The organism is Methanobrevibacter sp. (genome assembly GCF_017447225.1).
Classification (GTDB): domain Archaea; phylum Methanobacteriota; class Methanobacteria; order Methanobacteriales; family Methanobacteriaceae; genus Methanocatella.
In genome coordinates, this window is sequence record NZ_JAFSNZ010000073.1 from 1 (window position 1) to 26,777 (window position 26,777).

Sequence of the window (26,777 nt, forward strand, 5' to 3'; positions counted from 1 at the left end):
CAAAATTATTTTACTAATTTCAAAAAATATTTATGAGATATTGGCCAAATAATCATTTAAATCGCATTTAAAATTATTACAATATTCTGTTTTTACTATAACTATCCAATAGTGTTTAAATTACTTATAGAATGGTGTAAAATTAGTATTATATTGTTTTAATATATTATAACCCATAAAATATTAGACAGTGCCTTTATAGTTAACCATTTTTAAAATACAACAATTTATCCATACAATATTACAAATAATTTAATCCTATTAAATTAATTTCTTTAAAATGTTGGAATTGTTGATCAAAGCTAACCAGATTATTAATATTTGATTCTCTCATCGTTAAAACAATACTTGAATCTGTAAAACTTAATTTTGTTTTTTTACTGTCAGTTCCAATAATTTTTTTAAATATATTAAAAGTTTTTATAGTATAATTGATAATATCATATTCATTTAATACATCAAAACTGTCAATTAGACCATAATATATATTTTGAGCAGCATTAACATTGATTTTTCTACCAGTTAATGTTAAAACTTCATTTAATACATTATTATTTATAAAACAATCTTGTGAAAGAATATTTTCTTCTTCTTCTAATTTTAAAGCACTTTCATGTAATTCATCATTTGAATTAATGTATGCCAGTATAAACGATGTATCTAAAAATATTTTTTTCATTTATTTAAACTCCTTTTTAATTCTACAGCATTTGTTTTTTCATCAGATTGAAAAGCACCTGCTAAATCTTTAAAGTTTCTTTTCGTTCTGAAATTTATTTCAGGATTTCCATTTTCATTAATACCCCATTCAACAACAGTATCGTTGTTAATATCATAATTTTTCCTTATCTCTTTAGGAATTGTAGTTTGGTAGTTGCTTTGAATTTTACTTGTGGCTAATATAAGCATGTTTTCACCTACAAAAAATATTAATTTTACAAAACATATGATATTATTTATTTATAATATATTATAAATATATATGATAAATTTAAATTATCATAATTTTATCAACAATGAACTGTTATCTCAGATATTTCATTTTTTAATAGTTACAGATATATTTCCATTCAATGCAATTATCAACAGAATAGTTTCAAATATTATCAACAGGCATAAAATCCCTGTAAAATCAAGATACTTTATAATATATTCTGCAACCAGTTTCAATGCATAGTAAATCAATATTACATCAATTGCAATGGTACTTATTTCTAAAAGTTTATTATAATCCATTTTAAAGCCTCCTTTATTTTAATTTATGAAATTTGTTTAATTCAAAATTACTTGTTACAATAATCACTGCTATTTAACCTTCAAGACTTTCATCACCATCCCATTTCCAATAATCACATAATTTTCCTTCACATTTCGGATAGTCATATGATTTAAAATTACAGTTATCACAACTCCTATTTTCTATTCTTGATTCCTTTCTTTTAAAAACTAAACAGGAATTCCTGTAATCATGAATATTATCTTTATTATTTAATCTAGAACAATTTTTATCCCAGCAAGATTCATCAATTTCAATTTCACAAAGTGCCTTTCGGATTTTCGAATCCATTTCTTTAGATTCACCATAATGAGTCAAATCAAAAGCAATATTTCCATCCAATATGTCTGACAGACAATATAATCCATAATCTTCTTCCATTATCTTTTTGAAATTATTTTCATAATCAAACCAGAAGATATTTACAATATTTAACCCATGTGGATAGCAAATATCGAAATCATCATTTAACTTCTTTTTACAAGCTTTTTGATAAGCTTTAACAATAATATCTTCAAATTCCTTCTGACTATACTTTTCAGATGAATAGTATGTAGTTTCATAGGACTCTTCAAAACCTTCAGCAGATATTCTGTAAAAATACATGAAATAAGCTCCTATTTTTCAATGATGAAATCAAATTTTCCATCCAACAGATCATCCAATTGGCTTTGGCTTAATTTGAATTCTCCATTATCTGTGTCTATTACTTTAAATGGAGCATCTAGCAAAAATTCCTTAAATGTTCCTAAAACCTTTTTCGTATCTTCATGAATTAACTTAAATGGTTTTTTGGAGATTATTTTAATAAATTTTAAATCATTACATGGACGATATGGCTGTACATCCATATAGCATTCATAATTTTCCTCAACTGATGGAATACTTACTTCATCATATTCCTTCCAAAACTCCAATACTTTCAACAGACCCCTACTTTTTTCACCTGATTCATATAATTCATTGATAAAATCGTCAACAGATAATTCCAAATCAACATAGCTTATCTTTTCAACATTTTCTTCACTGGAAAACGTTAAAAACAAAGGATAACCCGTTAAGCTAATTATATAGCGATTACATGATTCAATGACATATCCACCACAATATTTTGGAGTCAAAAAGAGTCCAACAGTACCCGGTCCGTAATAGATCAGGATTGGATTAATAATATAAACGCTATAATTGTCTTCGGGCACTTTATCAATCCAATTATTTATTTCCTCCCAGTTGTGAAAGTATGGAAATGTGACGATTCCAGTTACAGTATCTGAGCCATCAATTTTGCTTACATCAGAACGCAATTGCATTGAAGAAGTATGATCAAAAGATAAATAAGTTAATTCACCGATGCATCCGTATTCATTTTTGTCTGTAAGTAAACTGGAATAGGCAGGACTGAATATCAGTTTGAATATAAATGGATCATCTTGAAATAGATTATTTAATTTCTTATGGATTCCTACCCATTTATAGAATATTGACCATTTATCCAAATCAAAAATACTCCTTGATTCCTCATTTAATAAACGAAAATATTCCTTTTGGTTGATTTTATAATTTTCTCCGAGCAAGTTTTCTTTTCTTGACATGATATCACAAATGAATTTTTATACTAAAAATTAATGCTGAAAATCAGATGTCAACAAATTTATTTCTCGAATTGTCCTTAATTTGAATAAATCCGGTGATGATTAATTTTTAGTTAATGATAAGTATTGTACTTATAGTATTTAAGTTTTATCCAATTGTCCTCACTTATAAATATTGTTCTGACTCATAAAAATTGTTCTGAGTGAAACATAGTATTTATAGTTAACTATTTTTAAAATAGAAAAAATATTGTATCCAAAAAACTTACTATCACAAAAAGTTTTTAAAATAAAATCTATAAACTCTTTAATAACAAATATAAGGTGAACATTTATGGATTTAGCTAGATTAGTTTCAAATTCATTCAAATATCCATTCAGAAATATTAAAAAACTGCCGGTAATCTGCATCCTATTTATTCTAATAGCTATCATTCCAATTGGCATGATATCAGACAATAACTATATAACAGCTATTGGCGTGATTGCATTTTTCCTATTCATAATGCTTGTGCCAGGATATTTTCTCTCCATTGTTAAACTGGGTTCAAACCAGTCAGCAATGCTTCCGTCATTCAATATTATAAACAACATTTATGATTCAGTTAGAGTACTGCTTTTAAGGATTGTCTACATGATTGTACCTGCAGCTGTATTTTACATTGCCTTAACCACATTAGGACCTGCAAGCAGAGATTTGCTTTTCAATTTCAGAATACCTGAGTTTTTAGCAACAGTCGGTTTGGTTTTAGTGCTGCTCTTAATCGTATATCTAGTATTTGAATTCCTGCTGTTTTTTGCAAAAGCCAGATTAGCTTATCTCAATAGCCTGAAAGAAGCACTAAAGATTAATGAAGTAATAGGAGATATCAGAAATATCGGTATTGTTAACATTATCAAATGGCTGATAGTCATGGCAATACTTTTGAATGTCATTACATTTGTTACATCTTTTGTAATTTCAATTCCCTATGTCGGATTTTTGATATATATCTGCATCGTTATTCCTGTAATTGAAAGTATAGCCAATTATTCTTTAGGTTTGTTGTATTCCAATATAGCTAGAAATTATGGTAATTTGAATTTAAATGAACCTCAAAAAGAATTAACTGAATAAATTTTCTATTTTTTTAAGTGTAATTATTTTAAAACTTAATCTATATAAATTAACTCATGTATATGATAGCTACTTTTGACTGTAAATTCAAAACAAACCAGGAAAATATTGAAAAGACCTTACAGCATTATGGGCTTAGAAAAGTTCAAAGCTCATTATATGTAGGTGAACTTGACAATAATGAACGTAATCAACTGTTAGAAAATATCAATGAAATCATAAAAGAAAAGGATAGCTTTTTAATGTTTCCTATATGTCAAAACTGCTTTTCCAAAAAGGAATTCTGCGGACGTGAAATTAAATTCAAAAATGATCTCTTTAGGGTGTATTGAAATGAAACTAGTTATTGACGGATACAACAAGTCAGTCCACAAAAAGGATAATCAGATTGTCATACATGAAAAAGATGAAATAATCGATTCGGTTAAGGCTTCGACAGTTAATGACATAACCATCATAGGAAAAGGCTATGTGACCTTTGATGCACTGAATCTGATGGCCGAAAATAACATTAAACTTATAGCTATTAATCCAAGAGGACAGCTGACATACACACTTGAATCTCCAAATTGGAGAAATGTAAAACTGAAAAAAGAACAATACAAATTAAGTGAAAACAGAAAAGGACTTGAAATATCAAAAAAATTGATAAAATCAAAAATGAAAAATCAAAAAGCTACATTGATAACACTTAATAAAAACAAACAGCTGAAAAGAGTATTTAACCATAGATTAAAAATCGATGAATGCATCACCCAACTTGAAAATCTGAATCTGAGAGGAGACAATGAAAATATAAGAATGAAAATAATGGGTTTGGAGGGAAAAGCATCAAATGAATACTGGCATGGCGTTAAGTACTTTGTTTTAAAAGAAATTGAGTTTACTGCAAGAACAAAAAAGCCGACGGATCTGTTGAATTCAATGTTGAATTATGGATATGCAATTCTTGCAAGCGAAATAACCAAAAGCATATTGGCAAATGGCCTGGATCCTTACTGCGGTTTTCTGCATTTTGATATGGAGGGTAGAACTAGCTTGACATTTGACTTGATAGAACCGTTTAGACAGCAGATTGTTGATAAAACCGTTCTCGGACTAATCAACAGAAAACAGGTGACTATGGATGATATAGATAAACGAAACAATACCATAAAATTGGAAGCCAGAAAGATTATTGTAGAAAAAATCCTTGCTAAAATATATTCATCAATTACATATAATGATGAAACAGTGAGTTATTTTGATTTGATTCAAAAACAAAGTGAAAACTTAGTTCAAGTATTATTGGATGATGAAAAATTTGAAGGATTTTACTTGAGGTGGTGAGGAAACCTAATAAGTTTTTATCCAAAAAAAATCACCTCCTCAAAAATGTGTGAAAAAACTATTGATGATAATGTTAATTTCCATAATTTTGAGGAAACCTACCCAATAATATTAATGTGAAAGTGATGTCCTCACAACATTTTTAAAAGAAGAGGTATAAACTATTTAAATAAGTATTTAAAGAAAAATTTTATAGTGTTTTAAACGAATGTTTGCTACTGAAATATTCAAAACCAGAAATAGTTTTATGTATAAAAGTAGAGTAACATCATATTTAAATGTATGTACATCATATTTAAATAAACTATTTTTCTTTTGGTTTTTGTGCACTGATAAAATTGTTTTGTTTGAACATGCGATAACCCCCTCAGCTCAACATTATTTATGGGTGTGTCAGGATTTGAACCTGAATCTGATGGTCTGGAGCCAACAATGCTCAGCCTGGTTACACCACACACCCTTATAAAAAATTTGGTGGATAGTCCTATCAGGAGTCGAACCTGAATCGATGGATCCAAAATCCATTATGATTGCCATTACACCATAGGACTAAAAGGAGAGGAGCCCAGACGTGCACCGAGAACTTATCTAAAACTACTATACCATGGATTTTCGTATTAGTTGTTTTGCTTGTTAAACTACACCCTCAACAAAAAAATAATTAAACAAGATATGCTAAATAAGCAGCCAACAAAGAAGCACCATACTTATCATAAACCTCATTCATCTTCTTAAAATCTGGAAACATCCTATTAGAATCATCCTTATGAATAACATCCTCACGATAAGTATATTTTGGCAGAGGTTTCACTTCAGAAGGCAATTTAACCTGAGATAAAAGATCAATAAACTCAATAAAGTCATTATTATTTTTCATTTGCTGATATTTCTCCCATGATTCCATAGAGATGATTCCTTCCAATTCTGGGTGACAATCTAACCATTCTATAATGATACTATCACGTGAAAGGATTGGATTTTTCGAATGCTTACACTTTTCATCCAATACTTGATCCATTTCATGCATAGTTTCTAATAAATTTTTAGACCTTAAGAAATCATCACGTTCATTTTGTTTATCATAAACAATAAAAGGGACTTCTGGAACATAATCTTCCAAATGAATTAACTCATCCATATGATCCACTATGAACTGTGAATCAAACTGTAATACCTTCATTCTTTCACCTCTTTCCATATGAATAAATCCCAATGGCCAGTAGCTTCACAATACTCTCTGACAATGCGGTCTTCAGCTTCTTCCAAAGTTTCGCCCGGAGCAATCCAACGGTCACCACGACCAAAAATATACCAATTACCAGACTCATTAAGCTGTTTTTGTTTAATATGTTTGAATATATCTTTCAAATAATCTCCATCATCAGGTAGTTGAGATCTACGCCATAACCATTCAGGGAATAATACTTTAGTATTATTTATAATGTCATCTGCATGATTTGTCAGATAATTAATATTAATGAATTCAGCTCTTTTCATTTGTATCCCACCACTCTTAATTTAATTGGAGTTAACATTTCACCATTAGCACCTTTAACGGGTTTACCACCAAATTTAACAATTTCTACTTTACACTCTTTCAGTAAGAATTCCATTTCCCGTGCATAATTCTGACCATGTAAAGGATGATCCATTCCTATTTCAGGTGGAGCAAACCACGAACCTTTTTTAATAGGTGCCAAATATGCGCCGCGAGTACCTGCTGGAGCCTCGATTTCAATAATATACTTCATTTCTTTAGCATTGGTTTCACTGAACCACAAAGCACCTTCTTTGGAAATAGATGTTGAACGGAAATTAGGGAATTCCATAATATCCCCAACAACTGTAGATTCTAAATTATGAGCTTCTTGAACTCTCCATAAGGTTATACCTTGTTTCAATTGATTATTCAAGATATCATCTAATACAGGCACATCATGAGCAATACTCCTAGCTAATTCTTTAGCTCTTGTTTTTAGCAATTTACCTGTGGACCTATCCAATATACTATCATAATAATATTTGTAATATATATATGTTGAATTGTCTTTTTCGTAGGCTTTTGCCATATCATAAATCCATTTCTCGAATTTTTTGACATCCCGTTTGCAGTCTACTTCAAAGTTGGTGAATGCTTTATAATCTGAGCCTAGCCATCTTTGAGCAACTTCTTGCTCACGAATATTCATGTCGCGTGCATCTTTAGTGAAGTACTTATCTAAAGACTCACCATTAGGTAATAAACCATCTTCTGTTGTTCCTTTAAATTTCTTTAAATTTTTAGGATTTTCGTCTAAAGGAATGTCTGGTTTATAGTTAGATAAAGGTGATTCTAAAATACTTTTATCTAGTTTTAATTTTGTTTTTAATTGTTTATATAATTTTTTAAATTCAAGATTTTCTTTATAATTTAGCCCTCCACCATTTGTTCTAACAGAATTTAAATAAGCGAATTTATCTTTTGTTTGTAAGAATTCCATTTGTTTTAATTCATTTGAGGTTAATTTTTCACCAATTAACTCCCTTTTTTCTAAATTATATAATTCTTTAGCTTCTTTTTTAGTTAATTTGAACTCGGTGGCTTGTTTATATAAATCATCTGTGATATAAGTTGGGCGGTTAGTAGTGAATTTTAAATCAATTGAGATATCGGGGAGATTCCATTCTTTTTTATATTTAGAATATAATTCTACATATTTTTTAGACTCATAGCTTTCTAAACCATCTTCAATTAATTCTTTATGTAGTCTATTGATTTCAACTTTGTCTCGTAAAGCATGATAATATTCTTTTTCAGCATCTGATAAAGCATGAGTATTTTCTTTTGCTTGTTTGTAAATGTTTTTTTCTTCTGAAGTTAATTTAAATGCGTTTTTATCTTTAAATAATTGTTTTTTGTTAATTTCGATTGGTTTTATCTCAATAGATTCAAGAGGTTCCCAATTTTTGAATTGTTTAAATAACTTTTCATATCTTACACCTTCAGCTCCAGAAATTGCAAAGTAGTCTGTAGGATCACCTCCTTCACGTAAGATTTTATTCCACATTTCATTGAATTCTTTTCTATCCGCTAAATCTTCAAATTCCTTTCTATCAATGAAACCGAGTCCGCCTTCTTTTTCTTTTTTGATGGTTAATTCTTTTAACCTCGCCTCTTCAGTTTCAGTTAACTTATATTTATCATACTCATTATTTTTGATAGGATTTGAATATCTTTTAATACCATTATCTAAACTTCTTTTATCTACTTTTAACTCTTTTTTACTTATTGTTTTAATGGCTTTTGGATTTACTTCAGTGTGCATTACTCTTTTTACTTTTAATCCTTTGATGTTTGAAGTGTATTCAAGTATTGCATCACCTAGTTCTTTATTGTGTTTGTCTAAGAATTCATTTGCAACATATTTTTCAAATTCTTTTTGAGCAGACTCTCTTTTAACAGGATCTTCAATCTTATTAATTTTAAGTAAACCTTTATTATATTCATCAGTTAATTTTTCTAATTGTTTTTGCTCTAATTTTGTAATATCATCAGTTATTTTATTAATTTCTTCAGAAGTGAATTTTCGTTCGTTTTTTATGAACCATGATTCTTTTCTTGAAATGTTTATGCCTACACGTTCATTTTTTGAGTTTAGGAATTCATAGAAATCTCCTGAAGATGTAGGTCTAAAACCTTCATCTGTATGATAGTGTATTGTACTATATTTTCCAGATTTAGGTTTAGTCATGACTATATCATTTGAATTACCCGGAATTTCTTTTGTTATAAATTTACCGTTCTTTTCATTGAATACTACACCATATTCTTTTTCGGAACCCCATCTACGTTTTGGTTTTAAACGAATGTTTGCTACTGAAATATTCAAAACACAAACAAAGAAAAAGCAGATAAATTAATATTCCAATATGAAAAGAAGATTTTCAGACATGACAGTAATCTCTCAGAAATAGATGAAACAAAATTTATTTTAGATAATCAAGAAGTCGGAGGAAGTTACTCAATCGAAGATAGTATATTAGAGAAAAAACAAATAAAACATCAGGAGAATACTCCTTGGAGAAAAAGTGAAAGAGGCAGCATATCTGCTTATTCTAGTACAACCCATAGGCGAATGAATGGGTTAATCAGACAAGATGATCATTGGAAAGAAATCATGTCTGTAATGTCTGAAGACGAACGAGAATTTTGTATAAAAAATACAAAGAAACTGAATAAAAATTTAGATTCTGCCATCGAAAAATCTTCTGGCCTGACTCAAGATACTATTTTATATCGTGCTGATGATTATTTTGATATCACATTGGATATAGGGGACTATGGCAATTTTAGTGGGTTTACTTCTACTTCATTTCAAAAAAGGGGTGCTGACCAATTTTTTGATGAGGAAAGATATATGGTGAAAATATTGGCTCCTAAAGGTACAAAAGGTATTGCTATGAATGGTGGCCATGGTTGGAGAGCTAAAACTTCGGAACATGAGTATCTGCTCCCAAAAAACTCAAGATATATCGTGTTGGATGTGAACCATGATCCTAAGGTTAGAACAGCAACAGTTTTGTTAATATGATTAGGTGGAATTAATATGGATATAAAATATATAAATTTTAAAAAAATTAGATCTAAAAAAAAAGAGTTAGAAAAATATCCTGGTTATCTTCCAGGTTTTGTTGAAACATGTATTGATAGGGAGATATGGATGGACTTCTTGGAAAAAGAGGGATTATTGACTAGAGAATTAGAAAATAAAATATTTGATAGGCACATGTCTTTTCAAGAAGAAAAAGAAGAGCTTATCCAATGGTGTGAAGAAAACCCACAATATGCTGATTTTATAATATGGGAGGAGGATTAAAATATGTTAACTATTGTTGGTGATGATGAGCAAGATATTATTGAGTTACCTAATGGAATGACCATCCACATGGAATTTAGCATTGACAAAACTGGACCATGGGGCTGGAGAGGTAGAATTAAAGGAAGATATCGTAGAATACAATTATATGATTCATCAAATAATTTAATCAGTGAACTTATTGAAGAGAATCCTTTATATCAACCAGATGTTCATGTGAACATTGTTTTAAACGAATGTTTGCTACTGAAATATTCAAAACTGCATATGCTATCAGGGATAAAAGCATTGAAAAAGATTTGGAGTTGAAATAGTATGACAAAAGAATACCCTATGACTTGTGAAGAGTTTAAAAAACGTGTTTGTGAATTATTTATGAGGCGTGCTGAATCAGATCAAGAACTGGAATATATAAAAAAATTTTTAAAAGATGAGGAAAAATTCATTGAAGGGGAATATGCTAATGCCTGTTATGATTATGATGATCCTAAAAGAAGTAATATTCAGTTCACAGATGAGGGTTTGATTCGTCAGCCGGTCCGTGTCTTGGACATGCTATACTAAAAACATGGAGGGAATACAAAATGAGATATATTTTAAATGATGAGTATATTAAAACCCAAAATAAGCTGGATAGTCCATTAACTCAAGCATTACTTAACTATAAAGAATTGCCTCCTGTAATGCTGGGTCAGGTATATAATGAGCTGCACATGTCTTTTTGGGGTATGTCTAAAGAGGTTTGCAGAGCTATAAACCAAATGCATGGTAGAGGTTTTGGTCATCAGGCAATGATGGATGATGATAGCAAAGAGTTTAATAAATGGCAAGATGAGTTAACTAAATCATTCTTAGACGAAACAGGGTTACCAGTATTTATTGAAGGATAAGGTGAATATGTATGGTTAAAGTATTGCAATTTGATTCACAGTTCATATTAGAGCATATGGATGAGTTAATTCATTTGGAAAGAGGTTCCTAAGGAGGGGAATAATGCTGAAGGTACATGAATTATTAAATCAATTTGGTTTAACATTTGACTTAAACCCGGGGGTTCTATCTCTTGAAATACCTGGTGAATATAATTCACTTAAAACACAGATGGTGGAATTAAGATTCAATAATTACACTAAAGGTTACCTAGATTATGGTATCTTTGAAACATATATCTTTGAAGGAGAAAATTGTTCTGTGATGATTGCTCCGGATTGTAACTTTGAGCATGTTTCTTTTAGTGAGAGACTTGATTCTGGTCGGGTTACTGGTTATTCTTTTGATGAGTTTGGGGTTTTGTCTGTTAGAGTTTAATACTATTTTTTTTACTTTTTTGTAGTCCTATGGTGTAATGGCAATCATGGTGGGTTTTGGTCCCGCTGACTCAGGTTCGACTCCTGATAGGACTATCCACAAAATTTTAGGGTGTGTGGTGTAATCATGTTGAGCATTGTTGGCTCCAGACCATCAGATTCAGGTTCAAATCCTGACACACCCATTATTATAGTGTTTATGCTGAGGGGGTTATCGCATGTTCAACAATAACGCAATAAAGAAATCAGATTAATAATTATTGTATAAATTGTATTTTTGATATTAACTTTGTTTTAAACGAATGTTTGCTACTGAAATATTCAAAACTAAAGTAACAGTATCCTTAACCCTACTATTGTTTTGAACATCATAAACTGCACATTGATATTGTGTACCGTCTTTGTAAGTCATATTAATATTGGTACCTTCCATTCTCGTACCAATCTTACCAGTGAATGTGTTGAAATCAATATTATTACTTAATCCGTAACGGAATAATAAAGCACCATTAGCACCATTATCCAGGCAAGTTTTAATATCCTCTGTTAACTCTGATACAGATAATAATGTAGTGTCATTATCGGATTTATATGATTGTAATCCGCTCCAAATATTTGCTACAGTTGAGAATTTTTTAGTTGTGGAAAGTAACCATGATGTGCCTGCATTATAATTTCCTTTATACTGCATTGGTATAACAACATCAACGATTTTTCCTAATGCTTCTATGGTTTTAAACGAATGTTTGCTACTGAAATATTCAAAACATTGATATATCATCAAATAATAAATCCAATCCTAGTTTTTATATTGTATTAAATATATACTATATTCATGGAGTTTAAAGCCGAATTTGTAAAATACTTAACAACAGCATCAGAAAATAAAAAATATTTATTGATTTATCTGATCATAATCGTGATTTTAACATTCTCATTCGCATCAATAGATAATTATCTTCATCCTCTTACGGAAGGCATTGTTTTTATTTTAGCAATTGTTCTTGGAATATTTTCTATTTTATATTACTGTTTGCATGGAAATGAACTATATAAAGTAGCTTTTGTTGTTATCATATCATTCGGTTTGTTATGTGCTTTTTTAACTCCAATTTGTTTAGTTCCCGATGAGCAGGAACATTTTATTAGATCTGAGTTGACCTCTTCCGGAGTATTGGTACCTGAACCGCAGTTTGTAAATAATTCCTTTTCCGGATTCAATACCATTAGGGGAGCTGCCGATTTAGCAAATAGTTATGGAAACACAGTATTTACAAGTGATGTTGACAATTCAAAAATAGATTATTCGGGTGTGATTTATTCATCCGCATTTATGCAGAATCCATTTTTCGCTTATTTGGCTCAGGGAATTGGTGTTCTATTAGCTAAACTGTTGAATTTAAACACTATTTGGATGTTGTGGTTGGGCCGTATCGCTAATCTAGTTTTATATGCCTTTTTAATTTCAAGAGCTGTAAAAAAAGCACCTATTTTAAAGATACCTATGATTGCCATGGCCTGCATTCCTTTATCAGTTTTTCAGGCCGCATCTTTAAGTATTGATGTTTGCGTTAATGGGCTTGCTTTTTTATCATTTGCATATTTTTTATTCATGATAAAATCAGATGACCATTCAATTGAGTTAAAAGAGGTTGGATTTTTCGGGCTTTTAGTTCTATTACTTGGTTTGTGTAAACTGCCTTATTTGGCATTTATATTCTTATTATTCATAGTTCCGAAAAGCAGATTTAAAACTCCTTTTTATTATAATATACTAATATTTTTAATTGTTGCAGTTTTGGGAGTATTATGGGCTAAATTCTATGCAACACCGAATTATTTATTCTCATATCGTGCAAATTATTTTATTGAAAACAATGTTAGCATGTCCAGTCAAATAAGCTATTTATCAGGGCATCTTCTGAATTCATTTGTTACATTTGCTAATGTGTTTAATTATGTGGGAATTGTCCTTTCAACATTGTTTTTATTTTCTTTTCCACCATTTTCATATGAATCAAATATTTTAACTTGCTTGGGATTACTATTCATTGGAGCAATAACCTTTTTATATCCAAATAAAAATGAATTATCTCTAAAATCAAGACTGGGCGTATTATTTGTAATGCTTATAATATTTTATGGAACATTTACAATTCAACTGTTAACTTGGAGCCCTGTGGGAGTATTATATGGTGTTGATATACAGGCAAGATACTTTATTCCGTTGTTGGCGTTGGCACCTTTTGCTTTTGGATTCAATCATAATGCCGAAGATGAAAAGATTAATAAAATGATAATGGTAATGAGTATTGCACTGTTGGCTTCATTTTCTATATTGACTGCATGCAGATTTTACTAGTATTTGGCTGTGGCTGTAATCCTTATTCACATGATATATGAATTACTTGATTTCATTAATTTTAATTGGTTATCTAGAGATTTTCAATTCCTATTGTTAATCGCATTTTCCGTAATTCTTACAGCACCCGCACAGTGAATACGAACCACAGGATGTTTGTCATTATCAGCAATATATTGTAATTTCTCAAGGTAATCTTTCACACATTCAGGTTTTCTTTTTCCCATTACACGAAACATTTCAGGCGCTTCTATTCTGACCTTTTCGTAGGAATCATCAATCATATCCCAAAAAATAGCTAATCTGTCACAAAAGAGTTCGGGGGCGTTTGTCGCTATGTTTTCACAGGCCCAGACAAATGCAAGGCGGACTTTTCCATTATCATCGATTCTTGTATTCATAAGTTTGTCAAAATATGGAATAATCAAGTTCTTGTCTGCCCTCCCTATTCTTCCAAGAGCATTAACTGACCTTTCGCGAAGCTTTGCATCACTATCATCAATATAACCAGCAATCAGATTGACGTATGATTTGATTTGTTGAGGATATTTAAGTCCCATTTCACCTAAAATCCATAATGCCTTGGCCTTAACTTTTACTGAATAGCTTTTATCCAGTTTTGCTGCAACTTTATCAATATTTTCTTTCCAGTTTTCGGTGTCTTTTTGAATTTCTCTCAATTCATTTAATGTTTCTTTTTCAGACATTATCATCAGTTATTCTATGGTGTGTTCCATTTCCTTTGGAAATACTAGCTTGTATCCGGTTCCATTTTCCTGTTCAATGAGTGTGATTTTTCCACCCAGCTGTCTGGTAAGGCTTTTTATTATCTCACAGCCAAGGTTTTTAGTTATATGGTTTAAATCTTTCATGCCGACACCGTTGTCCTTTATTATGAGCTCAGCCATTTCATCGTCAAGGCTTCTTATTGATTTAGTTATCTTATTTTTTGGCGATACATCAGGAAATGCGTGTTTGACCGCATTCATGGTTATCTCATCAACAATCAGAAGCAATGGTGTTATGACTTCAATGGATAAGTTTAAATCTTCATCCACATATGTATCAAATTCTATCGGATTGATTGAATCGACCACGTTCATTGTCTGCTTGTCATGGTCAAGAAGGTAATCTTTCAGATTGATGTTTTTGAAATCCTGTGAGTTATATGTCTTTTCATGAAGCAGGGCAAGTGAAGAAAGAAGTGTCTGCATATGCTCAATTATCAAATCAGGATTATCCCTATATGCCCTTTTTTCAAGGTTTAAGAAACTGTTTAGAACCTGAAGGTTATTCTTTACCCTGTGGTGAATTTCCTTAATCAGAATAAGTCTCTGGTCATTTGATATAATCAGCTGCTCGTAATTGTCCTTTTCTTCTGTGATGTCTGTGAGAAAGCCGATGCTGTGAATGGCATTGCCGTATTCAAAGCATTCAATATATAAATCCACAACCTTTCTGTTGTTCGGATTGCCGTCAATATAATAGCTGAATGTTTCATCAAACTTGTTGATATCGCCTTTAATCAGTTTGTTCAGTCGCTCAACGGTATCTTTTTCAACAATATTATCCAATATGGCTCTGGAATGATAATATCTGCTTGCATCTATTTCTATCAGATTATAGTAGCCTTTGGAGAACTTGAATTGCTTTGCATTTAAAGGCTCAACCAGAAGAGCCAGTTTTTTACTGTTTTTAAAGCCGTTCAAAAGAAAATCAACAGGTTTTGTCAGCTCATCATCAGAATAGTTTGTAATGTCGTTTATCAGGCCCTGGCGAATGATAATTCCGCTTTCATCAAAGTATGAGTATATATTGAGACGAATTGTTTTCAGGATTCCGTTATCTGTCATGATGCGGATGATTTCCTCAAATTGGGCTGTTTCCCTGTTGGTTATGTCAAAAATTTTGTTGACGATGTGTTTGTCTTCGGGTATTACCAGATCAAAGACAATGTTGTAGTAATCGTCGGATTCCTCTTTTGCACGGTTTATGATGTTGAATATTCCCTGTGACCATGTGTATTTTCCGTCGATGTTATAATAGCTTCCTGTCTGTGAAAAGTTCTCTATTATGTCGGATTTGTCCTCATCGAAATCCCTGTATTCCAAATCCACACGGCTGGAGATTCTTGTATCTATATTATTGCTCGTTACGAAAATCCTTCCGTTATCATAAAGCAGTTTTGCCTGGCTTAGCTTGGCCAGTTTGTTTTTGTTATAGTAGACAAACCTTATTTTTTTAACCTGATGGTTGTGATATATCTCAAGAAGTTCATCGTGAAGTATTTCATAAAATCCCGGTGAGAGCTTGCTTAAAAGCCTTCCCTTTACATCATCTGGGGTGCAGTTGTATTTGCCGAGAGTAAAGTCACCTACCTTTTCTATGATAAAATCAATGCCTTCTTCATAAGGGATTAAAGAATGGATTTCAACGGGAATATTGTTCATAAGCACCGGAAGCGGAAGGTCGTCAACCTCAAACTCCCTGCGGGTTCGTCTGTAAAAGTTTTTCTGACTTGCGTTAAAAATACGGATTTCATCTATACCTTCCAAATGTCTATATTCCTTTTCCACTCTCATCATAACACCAATATATATAATAATATATGGCATTGATTTTATTTAAATATGATTAAAAATCAAATAATGTTTTTTGGGTAATCCTTTTAATCTTTAAATCATCATTTTTATAGAACTTTTTGTCTAAATCATCACTGATTTTTGAAGGGTCTTTGAGATTTAAAAGATCTTTTAGACATCTGTATCCCTCATATTTCGGCACAATTATTCTTTCAAAATTAAATGAATCCCAAACCACAAAATAAGCAGATATTATGGTATTTTTACTTAATTTATCCTTTAAAAATAATATATTATCATAAGTTGAACTGTTTATGCCTTCATGTTTTTTCAGGTCATTGATTTTCCAGATAGGGTTTAAATCCATGCAGTAATTAACCAAAACATATTCAAGCATTTTTGTGTACTTTTCTTTTTTGGAGAAATGCTCTGCCATAATCAGGTTATTTAAAATGAATGAGTCATGATTTTTATCTTCAGCGGATTTATTAATATGTAATCTGATAAATTCAACTGGTATCCTTTCCTCTTTTTTCCTGTAATTGTCCATGTAGAATTCATTGAACTCATCAAAATAGTAATGATCGAAAAGATAATCTGTAAAAATGTCCATTCTTCTTTTCTTGTTTTTATAAAAGACTTTGGATTTTGATGACAGGTAATAGCTATTTCCAATCAGATTGTTTTTCAATATCCTTTCCTCTATTCTTTGCCTTTTACCTGATGTTTTAAGACCATGTTTTTTGAGAATCTTTTTTAAGGCTTTGGTATTATAGCTTTTTAATAGCTCTGAAAGCTCATATTTATCAGTCTTATTCATCAGATATTTGTTTTCAACTAGATAATCCAGAAGATAATCTTTTGATAAGGAGTATTCACGAGCAACCCCTTTAATAGCACCGTCAATACTGGCATCTCTTTTATATACAAGATAGATGAAATCAAAAGTATACTGCATCTGTGAAATATGATAATCCTTAGGGACATTTTGAGAATATTTAAGGGATAATCGGGCTGTATTTTCAATCATAATTAATAATTACTATATTGGTAATAATTCTTATAGGTTTTGGAAAATATGCTTGAAAAATTAGCTTAATATAAGTCACAAAAACATTGAATCCCCCCAAAAGAGTCTATGAAAACTTTTTAGATAATCACTATTTAAGCTTTTTGCAAGTGCACACGTGTGCTTAGTCGCACTTCAACAATTTTTTTATGATATTTTCTTCAAAAGATAATCTACATGAAACTTCCATTAAAAAAAGGTGGTGAAAATATGACAAGAAAAAGAAAATATTATAAGCCATTTGATTTGTGCCACAGCATACTTTTTAATGAGTATCCTTTAGAGTATACCCGTGAAATTGGTGTTCCGGGGGAATTTGAAAAAAAGATTAACCGACGTGTTCATTTGAAAAATGGGGCTGGTGGTGAGATGGATTCTGCTTATTTGAACAATCCGGATTATAAAGTACTTTTTGAAAAAGTTGCAACAGATTTGGAGCATCAGTCAGTCCAGATAAACGAGGAAAAATTAAAAAAGATTGGCGATTATGACACGCAGCTGGTTGTTGATGAGCACTTACCAACATTCATAGTGATTGCATCACATCTAAAAAATGATGAATCAAAAAATAAGCTCATCAGATCACCGTCTGATATCACAGAACTCTATTTTCTTGACCTTGGTGAAGATAACATAAGGAAAAGATTAAGTACTCTTAGTGAAATAATTAATAGTAACCAGCATCTGTCCACCGAAAATGCATTGAATCTGGGCATTATAATCCTCTATGCTCCCCGAGATAATGCATATGAAATAACCGAAACCGTAGTTGACCTATATCAAAAAATAGTTAAGGACTTGGATTTGAAAATGGAAACCTGCTTATATAATGTTATTTCAATTATGATAGATGCATATATTGATGATGAAAAAGAATACAGGAGGCTAATTAATATGGTGGAAAAAAACACCTCAGAAAAAACAATAGAAATAACTGCAGCTCATCAAAACACAATTGAAAGCTTGAAATATGCACGAGAAGACCTTGAATACACAAAAACAGACCTTAAAAACACAAAAACAGACCTTAAAAACAGAGAAACCGACCTTAAAAACACAAAAACAGACTTAAAAAATACAAAAACAGACTTAAAAAATACAAAAACAGATCTGAAAAAAACCCAGAAAAAATTATCCGAAGCAAATGGAAAAATCATGAATCTTGAAAAGGAAGTTTCTGAAATTCCAAAACTTAAAGCCGAAATCCAAAGATTAACCGCCCAAATTAATGGAAAATAGAATGCATCAAATTCTATTTTCTAAAACAATCCTATTTAAAGTCATTCCAATTAATGAAAGTGATGCTGATACAATAATTGCAAGAAGCGTTGGTCCTAAAAAGACAGAATCCAATCCTGCAGTTAGCTGATAAACAATAAAACCGACAAACCATGAAAACAGGTTCCAGTACCAGTTACCATTTTCATCACCAATATAATATGATACCAGAAGAACGGCTGCCATTGGAGCAAACACTGAACTTATCAGATATAGAAAATCGATATAGTGATCCATTATTCCTGAAATTGCAATGATTGCACTTAAAATACTTACAACAACTCCAGTGAGTTTAGGATCAAGCTTATTGAATATGGCCTTTGCTGACTCTCCCGCAGAGTTTGTTGCAAGGAAATTGGTTGTCACTGTTGAAAGAACCATTATGATTACTCCCTGAACTCCAAGGCCTGAAATGAGAATTGCCTGTGCTATATCAACTGTTCCGATGCATACGACTTCTATTCCTATGAAATACATCCAGAGGCTTGCAACGCTATATGCTGCTGCAGAAAGGGCAGTTGCCTTGAGGGGGCTTTTCACATCTTTTGTATAGTCAGATATTACCGGAAGCCATGAAATCGGCATTGCAATTGATATTTCAAAGATATTCCAGAACGTCAGCGCTGTAGCATTCAAAGGCAATGCAAAATCTGTTTTCAGTGAAAATAGCTGTACTGTCAATATAATCAATAATATTGTCAGAACTATCATTACTATGCTTGCAATTTTTGAAGAACGCTTAAGCCCAACAAATACCCATAGGGCAACAAGACCAGCTAATATAAAGCATGTAACCGGAAATGAAACTGGCAGGTTAAGGCCCATCAGAGCCTGTGCTCCCTGGGCGTTTAGAACCGCAACCCAGGCTATAAGCTGGAGCACATTCAATGCTGCGAATAATTTTGAACCGTAATTTCCAAATGTTGACTTTATTGACTCCATTGCATTAACCCTGAGTCTTGCACCAATAAGACCAACCAGAAATAGCAGAATTCCACCGATTAGATGTCCAAGGATTAACGGAAGCCATATGGAATCTATTGGTGCTGCTGATGCAATCTGAACACCGGCAAGGATTTCGGAAACAGAAATTGCAACACCAAACCATATGACAATATTTGTAAAAACTCCCGTACGATTTCCCATATAATCCCTAAAATTTTGATTTTTGATAGAAATATGTTATATTACAAAGTATTTAAAGATTTTTAGTACAAAATTGTACAATTAATCCAATATAAAGAAAAATATATAAGTTAAAAATTAAATAATAACAATTGTAATAAACTTACGGATTAGATTTGATGAATGAAAATAAAAAAATATTAACTATTCAGGACATATCCTGCTATGGACAATGCTCAATAACTGTTGCACTACCTATACTCTCTGCTTTTGGAATAGAAACAGCAATTCTTCCTTCAGCAGTCCTTTCAACCCATACATCAGGCTTTACAGATTTCACAGTTAGGGATTTAACCGAAGATTTACCTGAAATACGCAAACACTGGGAAAAAGAGGAAATATACTTTGATGCAATCTATACAGGATTTATTGCGTCCGCAGAACAGATGGACTACATCAAAGACATCATTGACTCAAGACTGAAACCTGACGGACTTGTCTTTGTCGATCCGGCAATGGCAGACCAGGGAGAATTCTACAACGGATTCGACCAGGAATTTGCAGACAAAATGGGTGCGCTGTGTAAATTAGGAGACTACATACTGCCAAACACAACTGAAGCATGCTACATATTGCACAAACCCTGGAAAGAGAATTTCACAAGAGAGGAAATGCTTGAAATGGCAGATGAACTTTCACAATTCACAAAAAGACATGTGATTTTAAAAGGAGATACCAATGAGGAAAACAAAATGGGAATGATTGTCCTTGATAAACAGGACTCCTCAGTTGATATTGTATATAACGATAAGGTTAACTATATATCCCACGGAACAGGTGATGTATTTGCATCATCCTTTGTAGGATCAATCATAAGCGGAAAATCACCTTCACAATCAGCAAAAATTGCTGGAGAGCTAACCAAAAAAGCTATTGAAAAAACCGTTGGTGATAAAACCCATACTTATGGCGTTAAATTCGAACAGGTTATTCCAGAGATATATGGATTGCTTGATTCAATTTAATCATTATTTAAAATTTCCAATTTTTTGAGGTCATATTAACATTTAGAGGTGTTAAACTTGGCCTTTTTTCAACAAAAAGTGCATAACCATCACTTTTCTCATCATATTCGCCAACCAAATCAGAAGCAATCATGACCAAATCATCACTTTTCTGATTTTCCTTTAAAGGATAGCTGAAGATTTCTGCCTTTTCTGTGTCGGTATTGTCAATGACTTTCTTGTCAAGCATTTTAGGAGACAGTTCGGTGATTTTAACTTCTTCAGATTCATAATTTGAAGGTACATTTAAATTAAATAAGTCTACGCCTTCGGGAAATCCTTCATTTTTTATTTTCAAAACCAAATCATGCAGGACCTTTTTTGTCAGAGTGAAATCATAATCCGCATACCATTCACCCTTTTCATCCTGTTTAAAAGCACTTTTCGGATCAATGAACAATGACACTGCAATTGCAGGAATTCCCATGCTGACAGCCTCAAGAGCAGCACATACAGTACCAGATGATGTTATATCACAGCTTATATTAACCCCTTGGTTTATTCCTGCAATAACCAAATCAGGTTTTTCATCCATCACATAATCTGCTCCGACAATTACTGCATCCGCAGGACTTCCGGAAACAGAATATGCTTGGCTTCCATCATCAAGCTCACAGGAAGTTAACTTCAGATGCTTAAATAATGATAAGCGACGACCTACACTGCTGTTGTTTTCATCGGGTGCTACTACAACTACATCAGCAATATCTTCAACGGCCTGTTTGGCGGCCAATATTCCTGGTGCAAATACTCCATCGTCATTTGATATTAAAATATTCATAGGACTTAAACCTCAAAAAGTCTTTCTGATAATATGTATTGAAAAAAATAAATATAAAATTATTCATTGACATCACCATTAAAGATATATGTAAATAAATTAACTTTTTAACTTGAAAAATTTAAATAAATTAATATGAAAAGAAAAGAATTCCGTTTAATATTTGCAATTTTAATCATTCTCATTTTTGCTTTTGCTGTCAGCTATATCATTTTAGGCACATCCAATGACACATCCCTAAATCATGAAATCATTGCTAACGACACAAACGGCACGGTTGAAGTCATAAGAAACATTGGAAATCCTGACGGTGATAAGATTGCCTATATCGTGGGCGTTCACCCACTTGAAAACGACACTCACAAAACTTTTCTGAATATTATGCCTACTTTAAACAATCTGAATTACTCATATGACATCTATATAATTAATGTAAGCGAAGATTTCTCCAAATATAGTGAATTGCTGCCTGATGACGAACCCGGAAGGCAGACCGGACAGGAACTGGCTTTGAAATATGTATATCCACAGATTGTTAACGGAAGCTATAAACTGGCTGTTGACGTTCATGCCCATGGAGGAGCATACGGCGAGCATGACACATTCGTTTTCAGTCCGGTAGACGGATCTGCCGGTGAAATCTATGGAAGAAATGTCTCCATGAACAGTCAAAACATTTCCTATTACAATCCATATTTCACGACAAGCGGACCTTACCTGACAGTTCCTTTAACTGAAAATGGAGTTCCCGCATTCTATTTTGAGGAAAACAGTTTCTTCCCGCAGGACATTAAGGACTCCCACATGCTTGAACTCATCAGAGGAGTAGACCATCTTAAATTTTAATAGGTGATACTATGAATATACGACTTGAAAATGAAAATGATTATCTTGAAGTTGAAAAGCTTGTAAGAAATTCCTTCTGGAATGTATATCGCCCGGGAGCTTACGAACACTATATTGTACATAATTTAAGAAAAGACCGTTCATTCATGGCCAAATTCGCTTATGTTATTGAAAAAGATGAAAAAATTATAGGCCACATCAATTACTCAAAAGGAAAAATCAGCTATGAAAATGGAGAACTTACCGATGCAGTGGTTTTAGGACCCTTATCAATTGACAGAAACCATCAAAACAAAGGATACGGCACAAAACTAGTTAACTACACATTGAATTTAATTGAAAAAGAGGATATTCCATTTGTTTTTGTTATTGGTGATGAAAACTACTACTCAAGATTCGGCTTTGAAAGCGCATCCAAATACAATCTCTTTTTGAAAGGCTGTGATATCAATGATGAATGTCCCTTTTTTATGATCAGGATATTTGACCCTGATAAAATAACCTATAAAAGAGGTATATTTTCAAATCCTGAAGTTTTTGATGTTAATCAGGAAGATGTGGATGAATTTGATGAACAATTTGAATTCAAAAGAAAAATTGTCCATGAAAATCAATTATGAATAAACTGAAATAATTAATATTATTTCAGCTATTTGCTTTTTCTTATATTTTTTACTTTACAGATTGCCTGTGTCATTGTTCCCATCGGACAGTACACGCACCAGGATCTCGGTTTAAACAGAAGCATTGTCAGAAGTCCCAATATCGTTGATGTAAGCATTACACTATAAAAACCGAATGCGTACTGTGAAATCCATGGATAAATCACATTTCCATGATATGCCCATGCCCAAGGCACGTTGAACACCCACAATAGAGTCACTGCCTGAGACAGGTCTCTTGCTCCTGCAAATACAAGATATGTGTTCCAAAGCATTACAAAAAACATTGCAAAGAAAAATACTAAAAATCCATAACGGAATGCCTTTGAATACATCCATTTAGGAACATCCCTTTTTCTGGACAAGCCTAATCGTCCGCCAAGTAATCCTAAAAGCTGACCCCTGTCACAGTAACGATTACAGAATGCCTTATTTCCCTTAAATATTGCAAAAAGCAAAGGTACGATAAAACAGATCATACCTAACCATGCAAATATTATATTGAAAAATCCCAATGTGAAATAGACTATTGAAAATATCCACAAGTAGTCATACCATTTTTTGAAGCGGACTTTGTTTTCACGTTTGGAGTATTCACCTTCAATGATGGATGTAGGACATTCTACTACACATTTCCCGCATCCTATACACAAATCCGGATTGATTGTTGCATATAACCCGTTTTTAACTTCAATTGCTTCCTTAGGACATACTTTCAAGCAGCATCCGCAGGAAACGCAAAGATCCTCATTTACTACTGACTTTCTTTTAGCCATTTTCTCTCACCCATTTATAATTAATATGTTTGTGATAGATAATATATGGTTCGTTTTCAATAGTGTTATATATAAATGAATTTGAAAAATGTATTATAGGTGAAAAATTTGGAAAAAGAGTTTGATATTCAGGAATATTTGGCCAACGGGGCGGAAAACATCATTAAAAATGCAATATCCGCAACCCTGAAAAATCCTAAGGAAACATTGTTTTTGGCAAAGTTCATGAAACATTCCCGCAAAGCCTCAAAAATAAGAAAGCAATATGGCAAAAATGACATTAATATTCCTGCATTTCTGATTGCAAGCATTACAAGCAGATGCAATCTCCACTGTGCTGGCTGCTATTCAAGGGCAAATGACAACTGCAGCGACGATGCTGCTTACAATCAGCTTTCAGATGACGACTGGGAAGATATTTTCAAGCAGTCAAGGGATTTGGGAATCAACTTCATTGTCCTTGCTGGAGGAGAGCCGTTAATCAGAAAAGATGTTATTTTAAAGGCCTGTGAATATCCTGAAATACTTTTTCCGGTTTTTACTAACGGAACCATGCTTGACGAGTATTATGATTTGATTGATGAAAAGAGAAATATCATCCCGATAGTGTCAATTGAAGGGGATGAAACGCTGACTGATTCAAGAAGAGGTGCCGGAGTCTATAATCAGCTTATTGAATCAATGAATTATATGAACGACAACAATCTTATTTTTGGAGCTTCAATTACAATTACAAATGAAAACATATCCTATGCTCTATCCGATGAATTCATAACAAAGCTATATGATTTGGGCTGTAAAGTGCTTTTTTTCATAGAATATGTTCCAGTTGATATAAATGCTCAGGATTTGGCACTGACTGATAATCAAAGGGATTATCTGCTTGATGAGATTATTGATTTGCGCAAAAGATACGAGGAAATGCTTTTCATGTCATTTCCAGGAGATGAAAAGGAAAGCGGAGGATGCCTTGCGGCAGGACGTGGATTTTTCCACATCAATTCACATGGAGGCGCAGAGCCGTGTCCTGCATCACCATATTCAGACATCAACGTGAAAGAAACCTCCGTTCTTGAAGCACTGGAATCTGATTTGTTCAGAACTCTTAGAAGCAGTGAACTTCTGATGAGCCATCATGAAGGCGGATGTGTACTGTTTGAGCATGAAAAGGAAGTACAAAAATTATTAAATAAGGAATGATTAATATGAAATACACTAAGCTTGGAAACTCAGATTTGAAAGTCAGCAAAATATGTATGGGCTGTATGGGATTCGGCGATCCGACAAACGGTATGCATACATGGACATTGCCGGAAAGAGAATCAATAGAAATCATTACCAACGGACTTGATAACGGAATCAACTTTTTTGATACTGCGATCGGATATCAGAACGGCACATCAGAGCAGTATCTGGGTAAGGCCATTCGTGAAAACGCATCACGTCAAGATGTTGTTGTTGCAACGAAATTCCTTCCACGTTCAGAAGATGATATGAAAAACAACATTTCGGGCCAGAAGCATATTCATAACATGGTTGAAAAAAGCCTTTCCAATTTGGGCCTTGACTATATCGACCTTTATATTTATCATATGTGGGACTATAACACTCCATTATACGATATTCTTGAAGGCCTTAATGAAATAGTTGAGCAGGGCAAGGTCAGATATATCGGTATTTCAAACTGCTTTGCATGGCAGCTTGCAAAGGCCAATGCTTTAGCTGAAATGAATGGATTTGCAAAATTCATATCCATTCAGGGTCACTACAACCTTATTTTCAGAGAAGAGGAGCGTGAAATGATTCCCCTTTGTCAGACCGACAATATTGCAACCACCCCATACAGTTCACTTGCTTCAGGAAGACTGTCAAGACTGCCTGGTGAGGAATCCAAAAGGATGAAAGAGGATTATTATGCAAAACTGAAATATCACTCAACTGAAGCACAGGATCTGGAAATTATTAAAAGAGTAAATGAGCTTGCTTTAAATTATGATGTTTCAATGACGGAAGTTTCTCTTTCATGGCTCAACACAAAAGTCACTTCCCCAATCGTTGGCGCTACAAAGCCCCATCACGTCAGCGGTGCCGTTTCATCAGTTGATTTGAATCTGTCTTTAAAAGATATCGAGTATCTGGAAGAGCCTTATGTTGCGCATGATCTGGTTGGAGTCATGGCCGACAACAAGGTTTCAGCTACAGACAGTGAAAAGGTATGGGCCAAACACACCAAAGATAAAATCTAATTTTTTTTATTTTATTAAAAAATTTAGGCATACCTAAATATTTATATATTTTAAAGACAAATATAATATCAAAGATTAATTCAATTACAACGGGAGGTGTAATAATGATTATAGGTATTGAAAATCTTAAAGAAAAGCAAAAAGAAAAAGACGAAGAGTCAGATTAATATCATTTTAATCTAATCTATTTTTAATTAAATTAACCATACTTATTTTATTTACATTATTTTATTAGCCAATATGCATCAACTTATTCAGAAAATAAAAAAAAGTTAGAAGATAAATTGATTATCTTCTAAAGCGAGTAATACTGAGAAGATAATTATCTTTTAAATCTTTAATTGAAGTTGATCCTAAAGCAATCAGTATTATAGTAAATTGTTAAATTAATTTATTTTAATTTAATTAAATTATTTGGAATAAATTATTTATACTAGTTTTAACCATAAATAATAATCATGAGTCTAGAAAATTTAAAATCAAGGAATGACCTTTCAGTTGATGAAATA

31 protein-coding genes and 1 tRNA gene are annotated in these 26,777 nt (G+C 32.4%); 16 read left to right on the forward strand and 16 right to left on the reverse strand.

The window, feature by feature from the left end; translation table 11 throughout:
* Nucleotides 1–241: 241 nt before the first annotated feature.
* The 5 genes from IJQ68_RS06935 to IJQ68_RS06955 form a co-directional block, all read right to left on the reverse strand.
* Nucleotides 242–679, reverse strand: a complete 438-nt coding sequence (locus IJQ68_RS06935) for a type II toxin-antitoxin system VapC family toxin (RefSeq protein WP_292798584.1) — start codon at nucleotides 677–679, stop codon at nucleotides 242–244.
* Nucleotides 676–909 carry an AbrB/MazE/SpoVT family DNA-binding domain-containing protein gene (locus IJQ68_RS06940; protein ID WP_292798586.1) on the reverse strand — a complete coding sequence of 78 codons (234 nt, stop codon included), beginning with the start codon at nucleotides 907–909 and terminating at the stop codon, nucleotides 676–678. Before IJQ68_RS06940 ends, IJQ68_RS06935 begins: the two co-directional genes overlap by 4 nt.
* 129 nt (nucleotides 910–1,038) lie before the next feature.
* On the reverse strand, nucleotides 1,039–1,236 hold the full coding sequence (locus IJQ68_RS06945; protein ID WP_292798588.1) for a hypothetical protein: 198 nt from the start codon (nucleotides 1,234–1,236) through the stop codon (nucleotides 1,039–1,041).
* A 73-nt stretch (nucleotides 1,237–1,309) separates the two neighbouring features.
* Entirely contained in the window at nucleotides 1,310–1,882 is a 573-nt protein-coding gene (locus IJQ68_RS06950; protein ID WP_292798590.1) for a hypothetical protein, read from the reverse strand.
* An 11-nt stretch (nucleotides 1,883–1,893) separates the two neighbouring features.
* The gene (locus tag IJQ68_RS06955; RefSeq protein WP_292798592.1) at nucleotides 1,894–2,868 is read right to left on the reverse strand and encodes a hypothetical protein; all 975 of its coding nucleotides are present in this window, start codon (nucleotides 2,866–2,868) and stop codon (nucleotides 1,894–1,896) included.
* A 334-nt stretch (nucleotides 2,869–3,202) separates the two neighbouring features.
* Between IJQ68_RS06955 and IJQ68_RS06960 the strand changes: the two genes are divergently transcribed.
* From IJQ68_RS06960 to cas1, 3 genes are read left to right on the forward strand one after another with little or no spacing between them, the layout of a single operon-like run.
* Entirely contained in the window at nucleotides 3,203–3,985 is a 783-nt protein-coding gene (locus IJQ68_RS06960; RefSeq protein WP_292798594.1) for a DUF4013 domain-containing protein, read from the forward strand.
* A gap of 56 nt (nucleotides 3,986–4,041) precedes the next feature.
* Nucleotides 4,042–4,317, forward strand: a complete 276-nt coding sequence (gene cas2 / locus IJQ68_RS06965) for a CRISPR-associated endonuclease Cas2 (RefSeq protein ID WP_292798596.1) — start codon at nucleotides 4,042–4,044, stop codon at nucleotides 4,315–4,317.
* A 1-nt stretch (nucleotide 4,318) separates the two neighbouring features.
* Nucleotides 4,319–5,314 carry a CRISPR-associated endonuclease Cas1 gene (cas1, locus tag IJQ68_RS06970; RefSeq protein ID WP_292798598.1) on the forward strand — a complete coding sequence of 332 codons (996 nt, stop codon included), beginning with the start codon at nucleotides 4,319–4,321 and terminating at the stop codon, nucleotides 5,312–5,314.
* A gap of 385 nt (nucleotides 5,315–5,699) precedes the next feature.
* Here the strand turns inward: cas1 and IJQ68_RS06975 are convergent.
* The 4 genes from IJQ68_RS06975 to IJQ68_RS06990 all read right to left on the reverse strand — a co-directional run bounded on the left by IJQ68_RS06975 (nucleotide 5,700) and on the right by IJQ68_RS06990 (nucleotide 9,183).
* Nucleotides 5,700–5,774: transfer RNA gene (locus tag IJQ68_RS06975), tRNA-Trp, on the reverse strand.
* A gap of 201 nt (nucleotides 5,775–5,975) precedes the next feature.
* Nucleotides 5,976–6,494, reverse strand: coding sequence for a hypothetical protein (locus IJQ68_RS06980; RefSeq protein WP_292798600.1), 519 nt, complete (start codon nucleotides 6,492–6,494; stop codon nucleotides 5,976–5,978).
* Nucleotides 6,491–6,811, reverse strand: coding sequence for a hypothetical protein (locus tag IJQ68_RS06985; RefSeq protein ID WP_292798602.1), 321 nt, complete (start codon nucleotides 6,809–6,811; stop codon nucleotides 6,491–6,493). The genes IJQ68_RS06980 and IJQ68_RS06985 overlap by 4 nt, the downstream gene beginning before the upstream one ends.
* A complete protein-coding gene (locus IJQ68_RS06990; RefSeq protein WP_292798603.1) occupies nucleotides 6,808–9,183 on the reverse strand; it encodes a hypothetical protein in 2,376 nt (791 codons plus the stop codon). The genes IJQ68_RS06985 and IJQ68_RS06990 overlap by 4 nt, the downstream gene beginning before the upstream one ends.
* 297 nt (nucleotides 9,184–9,480) lie before the next feature.
* Here IJQ68_RS06990 and IJQ68_RS06995 point away from each other — a divergent pair, with 297 nt between their 5' ends.
* From IJQ68_RS06995 to IJQ68_RS07020, 6 genes are all read left to right on the forward strand, one after another.
* Nucleotides 9,481–9,885 carry an ADP-ribosyltransferase gene (locus IJQ68_RS06995; RefSeq protein ID WP_292798605.1) on the forward strand — a complete coding sequence of 135 codons (405 nt, stop codon included), beginning with the start codon at nucleotides 9,481–9,483 and terminating at the stop codon, nucleotides 9,883–9,885.
* A gap of 15 nt (nucleotides 9,886–9,900) precedes the next feature.
* On the forward strand, nucleotides 9,901–10,170 hold the full coding sequence (locus tag IJQ68_RS07000) for a hypothetical protein (protein ID WP_292798607.1): 270 nt from the start codon (nucleotides 9,901–9,903) through the stop codon (nucleotides 10,168–10,170).
* 3 nt (nucleotides 10,171–10,173) lie between these two features.
* Nucleotides 10,174–10,479 carry a hypothetical protein gene (locus tag IJQ68_RS07005; RefSeq protein ID WP_292798609.1) on the forward strand — a complete coding sequence of 102 codons (306 nt, stop codon included), beginning with the start codon at nucleotides 10,174–10,176 and terminating at the stop codon, nucleotides 10,477–10,479.
* Nucleotides 10,480–10,485: 6 nt separating this feature from the next.
* On the forward strand, nucleotides 10,486–10,734 hold the full coding sequence (locus IJQ68_RS07010; protein WP_292798611.1) for a hypothetical protein: 249 nt from the start codon (nucleotides 10,486–10,488) through the stop codon (nucleotides 10,732–10,734).
* Between the two features lie 20 nt (nucleotides 10,735–10,754).
* Entirely contained in the window at nucleotides 10,755–11,060 is a 306-nt protein-coding gene (locus IJQ68_RS07015; protein WP_292798613.1) for a hypothetical protein, read from the forward strand.
* Between the two features lie 103 nt (nucleotides 11,061–11,163).
* On the forward strand, nucleotides 11,164–11,478 hold the full coding sequence (locus IJQ68_RS07020; protein WP_292798615.1) for a hypothetical protein: 315 nt from the start codon (nucleotides 11,164–11,166) through the stop codon (nucleotides 11,476–11,478).
* 282 nt (nucleotides 11,479–11,760) lie between these two features.
* On the opposite strand, the gene IJQ68_RS07025 is transcribed toward IJQ68_RS07020, so the two are convergent.
* The gene (locus IJQ68_RS07025; protein ID WP_292798617.1) at nucleotides 11,761–12,258 is read right to left on the reverse strand and encodes a hypothetical protein; all 498 of its coding nucleotides are present in this window, start codon (nucleotides 12,256–12,258) and stop codon (nucleotides 11,761–11,763) included.
* 54 nt (nucleotides 12,259–12,312) lie between these two features.
* Between IJQ68_RS07025 and IJQ68_RS07030 the strand changes: the two genes are divergently transcribed.
* Nucleotides 12,313–13,839 carry a DUF2142 domain-containing protein gene (locus IJQ68_RS07030; RefSeq protein ID WP_292798619.1) on the forward strand — a complete coding sequence of 509 codons (1,527 nt, stop codon included), beginning with the start codon at nucleotides 12,313–12,315 and terminating at the stop codon, nucleotides 13,837–13,839.
* Between the two features lie 83 nt (nucleotides 13,840–13,922).
* Here IJQ68_RS07030 and IJQ68_RS07035 read toward each other — a convergent pair whose 3' ends face one another.
* The 3 genes from IJQ68_RS07035 to IJQ68_RS07045 are packed head-to-tail and all read right to left on the reverse strand — an operon-like array spanning nucleotide 13,923 to nucleotide 17,451.
* Nucleotides 13,923–14,546, reverse strand: coding sequence for a sister chromatid cohesion protein PDS5 (locus IJQ68_RS07035; protein WP_292798621.1), 624 nt, complete (start codon nucleotides 14,544–14,546; stop codon nucleotides 13,923–13,925).
* A 9-nt stretch (nucleotides 14,547–14,555) separates the two neighbouring features.
* Nucleotides 14,556–16,421, reverse strand: a complete 1,866-nt coding sequence (locus tag IJQ68_RS07040; protein ID WP_292798623.1) for a histidine kinase dimerization/phosphoacceptor domain -containing protein — start codon at nucleotides 16,419–16,421, stop codon at nucleotides 14,556–14,558.
* 52 nt (nucleotides 16,422–16,473) lie between these two features.
* Complete coding sequence (locus tag IJQ68_RS07045) at nucleotides 16,474–17,451, reverse strand: SAP domain-containing protein (RefSeq protein ID WP_292798625.1); 978 nt, start codon at nucleotides 17,449–17,451, stop codon at nucleotides 16,474–16,476.
* Nucleotides 17,452–17,700: 249 nt separating this feature from the next.
* Between IJQ68_RS07045 and IJQ68_RS07050 the strand changes: the two genes are divergently transcribed.
* Nucleotides 17,701–18,729, forward strand: a complete 1,029-nt coding sequence (locus IJQ68_RS07050) for a hypothetical protein (protein ID WP_292798627.1) — start codon at nucleotides 17,701–17,703, stop codon at nucleotides 18,727–18,729.
* A 6-nt stretch (nucleotides 18,730–18,735) separates the two neighbouring features.
* On the opposite strand, the gene IJQ68_RS07055 is transcribed toward IJQ68_RS07050, so the two are convergent.
* The gene (locus IJQ68_RS07055) at nucleotides 18,736–19,914 is read right to left on the reverse strand and encodes a cytosine permease (protein WP_292798629.1); all 1,179 of its coding nucleotides are present in this window, start codon (nucleotides 19,912–19,914) and stop codon (nucleotides 18,736–18,738) included.
* 158 nt (nucleotides 19,915–20,072) lie between these two features.
* On the opposite strand from IJQ68_RS07055, the gene IJQ68_RS07060 reads away from it, so the two are divergent.
* Complete coding sequence (locus tag IJQ68_RS07060; protein ID WP_292798631.1) at nucleotides 20,073–20,918, forward strand: pyridoxamine kinase; 846 nt, start codon at nucleotides 20,073–20,075, stop codon at nucleotides 20,916–20,918.
* A 7-nt stretch (nucleotides 20,919–20,925) separates the two neighbouring features.
* Here IJQ68_RS07060 and surE read toward each other — a convergent pair whose 3' ends face one another.
* Nucleotides 20,926–21,738 carry a 5'/3'-nucleotidase SurE gene (gene surE / locus IJQ68_RS07065; protein ID WP_292798633.1) on the reverse strand — a complete coding sequence of 271 codons (813 nt, stop codon included), beginning with the start codon at nucleotides 21,736–21,738 and terminating at the stop codon, nucleotides 20,926–20,928.
* Between the two features lie 135 nt (nucleotides 21,739–21,873).
* Here surE and IJQ68_RS07070 point away from each other — a divergent pair, with 135 nt between their 5' ends.
* The gene (locus tag IJQ68_RS07070; protein WP_292798635.1) at nucleotides 21,874–22,584 is read left to right on the forward strand and encodes a hypothetical protein; all 711 of its coding nucleotides are present in this window, start codon (nucleotides 21,874–21,876) and stop codon (nucleotides 22,582–22,584) included.
* Nucleotides 22,585–22,595: 11 nt separating this feature from the next.
* The gene (locus IJQ68_RS07075; RefSeq protein ID WP_292798637.1) at nucleotides 22,596–23,204 is read left to right on the forward strand and encodes a GNAT family N-acetyltransferase; all 609 of its coding nucleotides are present in this window, start codon (nucleotides 22,596–22,598) and stop codon (nucleotides 23,202–23,204) included.
* A gap of 29 nt (nucleotides 23,205–23,233) precedes the next feature.
* Here the strand turns inward: IJQ68_RS07075 and IJQ68_RS07080 are convergent, their stop codons facing one another.
* On the reverse strand, nucleotides 23,234–24,022 hold the full coding sequence (locus tag IJQ68_RS07080; RefSeq protein WP_292798639.1) for an ATP-binding protein: 789 nt from the start codon (nucleotides 24,020–24,022) through the stop codon (nucleotides 23,234–23,236).
* Nucleotides 24,023–24,130: 108 nt separating this feature from the next.
* Here IJQ68_RS07080 and IJQ68_RS07085 point away from each other — a divergent pair, with 108 nt between their 5' ends.
* Both IJQ68_RS07085 and IJQ68_RS07090 read left to right on the forward strand, forming a co-directional pair.
* The gene (locus IJQ68_RS07085; protein WP_292798641.1) at nucleotides 24,131–25,222 is read left to right on the forward strand and encodes a radical SAM protein; all 1,092 of its coding nucleotides are present in this window, start codon (nucleotides 24,131–24,133) and stop codon (nucleotides 25,220–25,222) included.
* A 5-nt stretch (nucleotides 25,223–25,227) separates the two neighbouring features.
* The gene (locus IJQ68_RS07090; protein ID WP_292798643.1) at nucleotides 25,228–26,268 is read left to right on the forward strand and encodes an aldo/keto reductase; all 1,041 of its coding nucleotides are present in this window, start codon (nucleotides 25,228–25,230) and stop codon (nucleotides 26,266–26,268) included.
* Nucleotides 26,269–26,777: the final 509 nt, after the last annotated feature.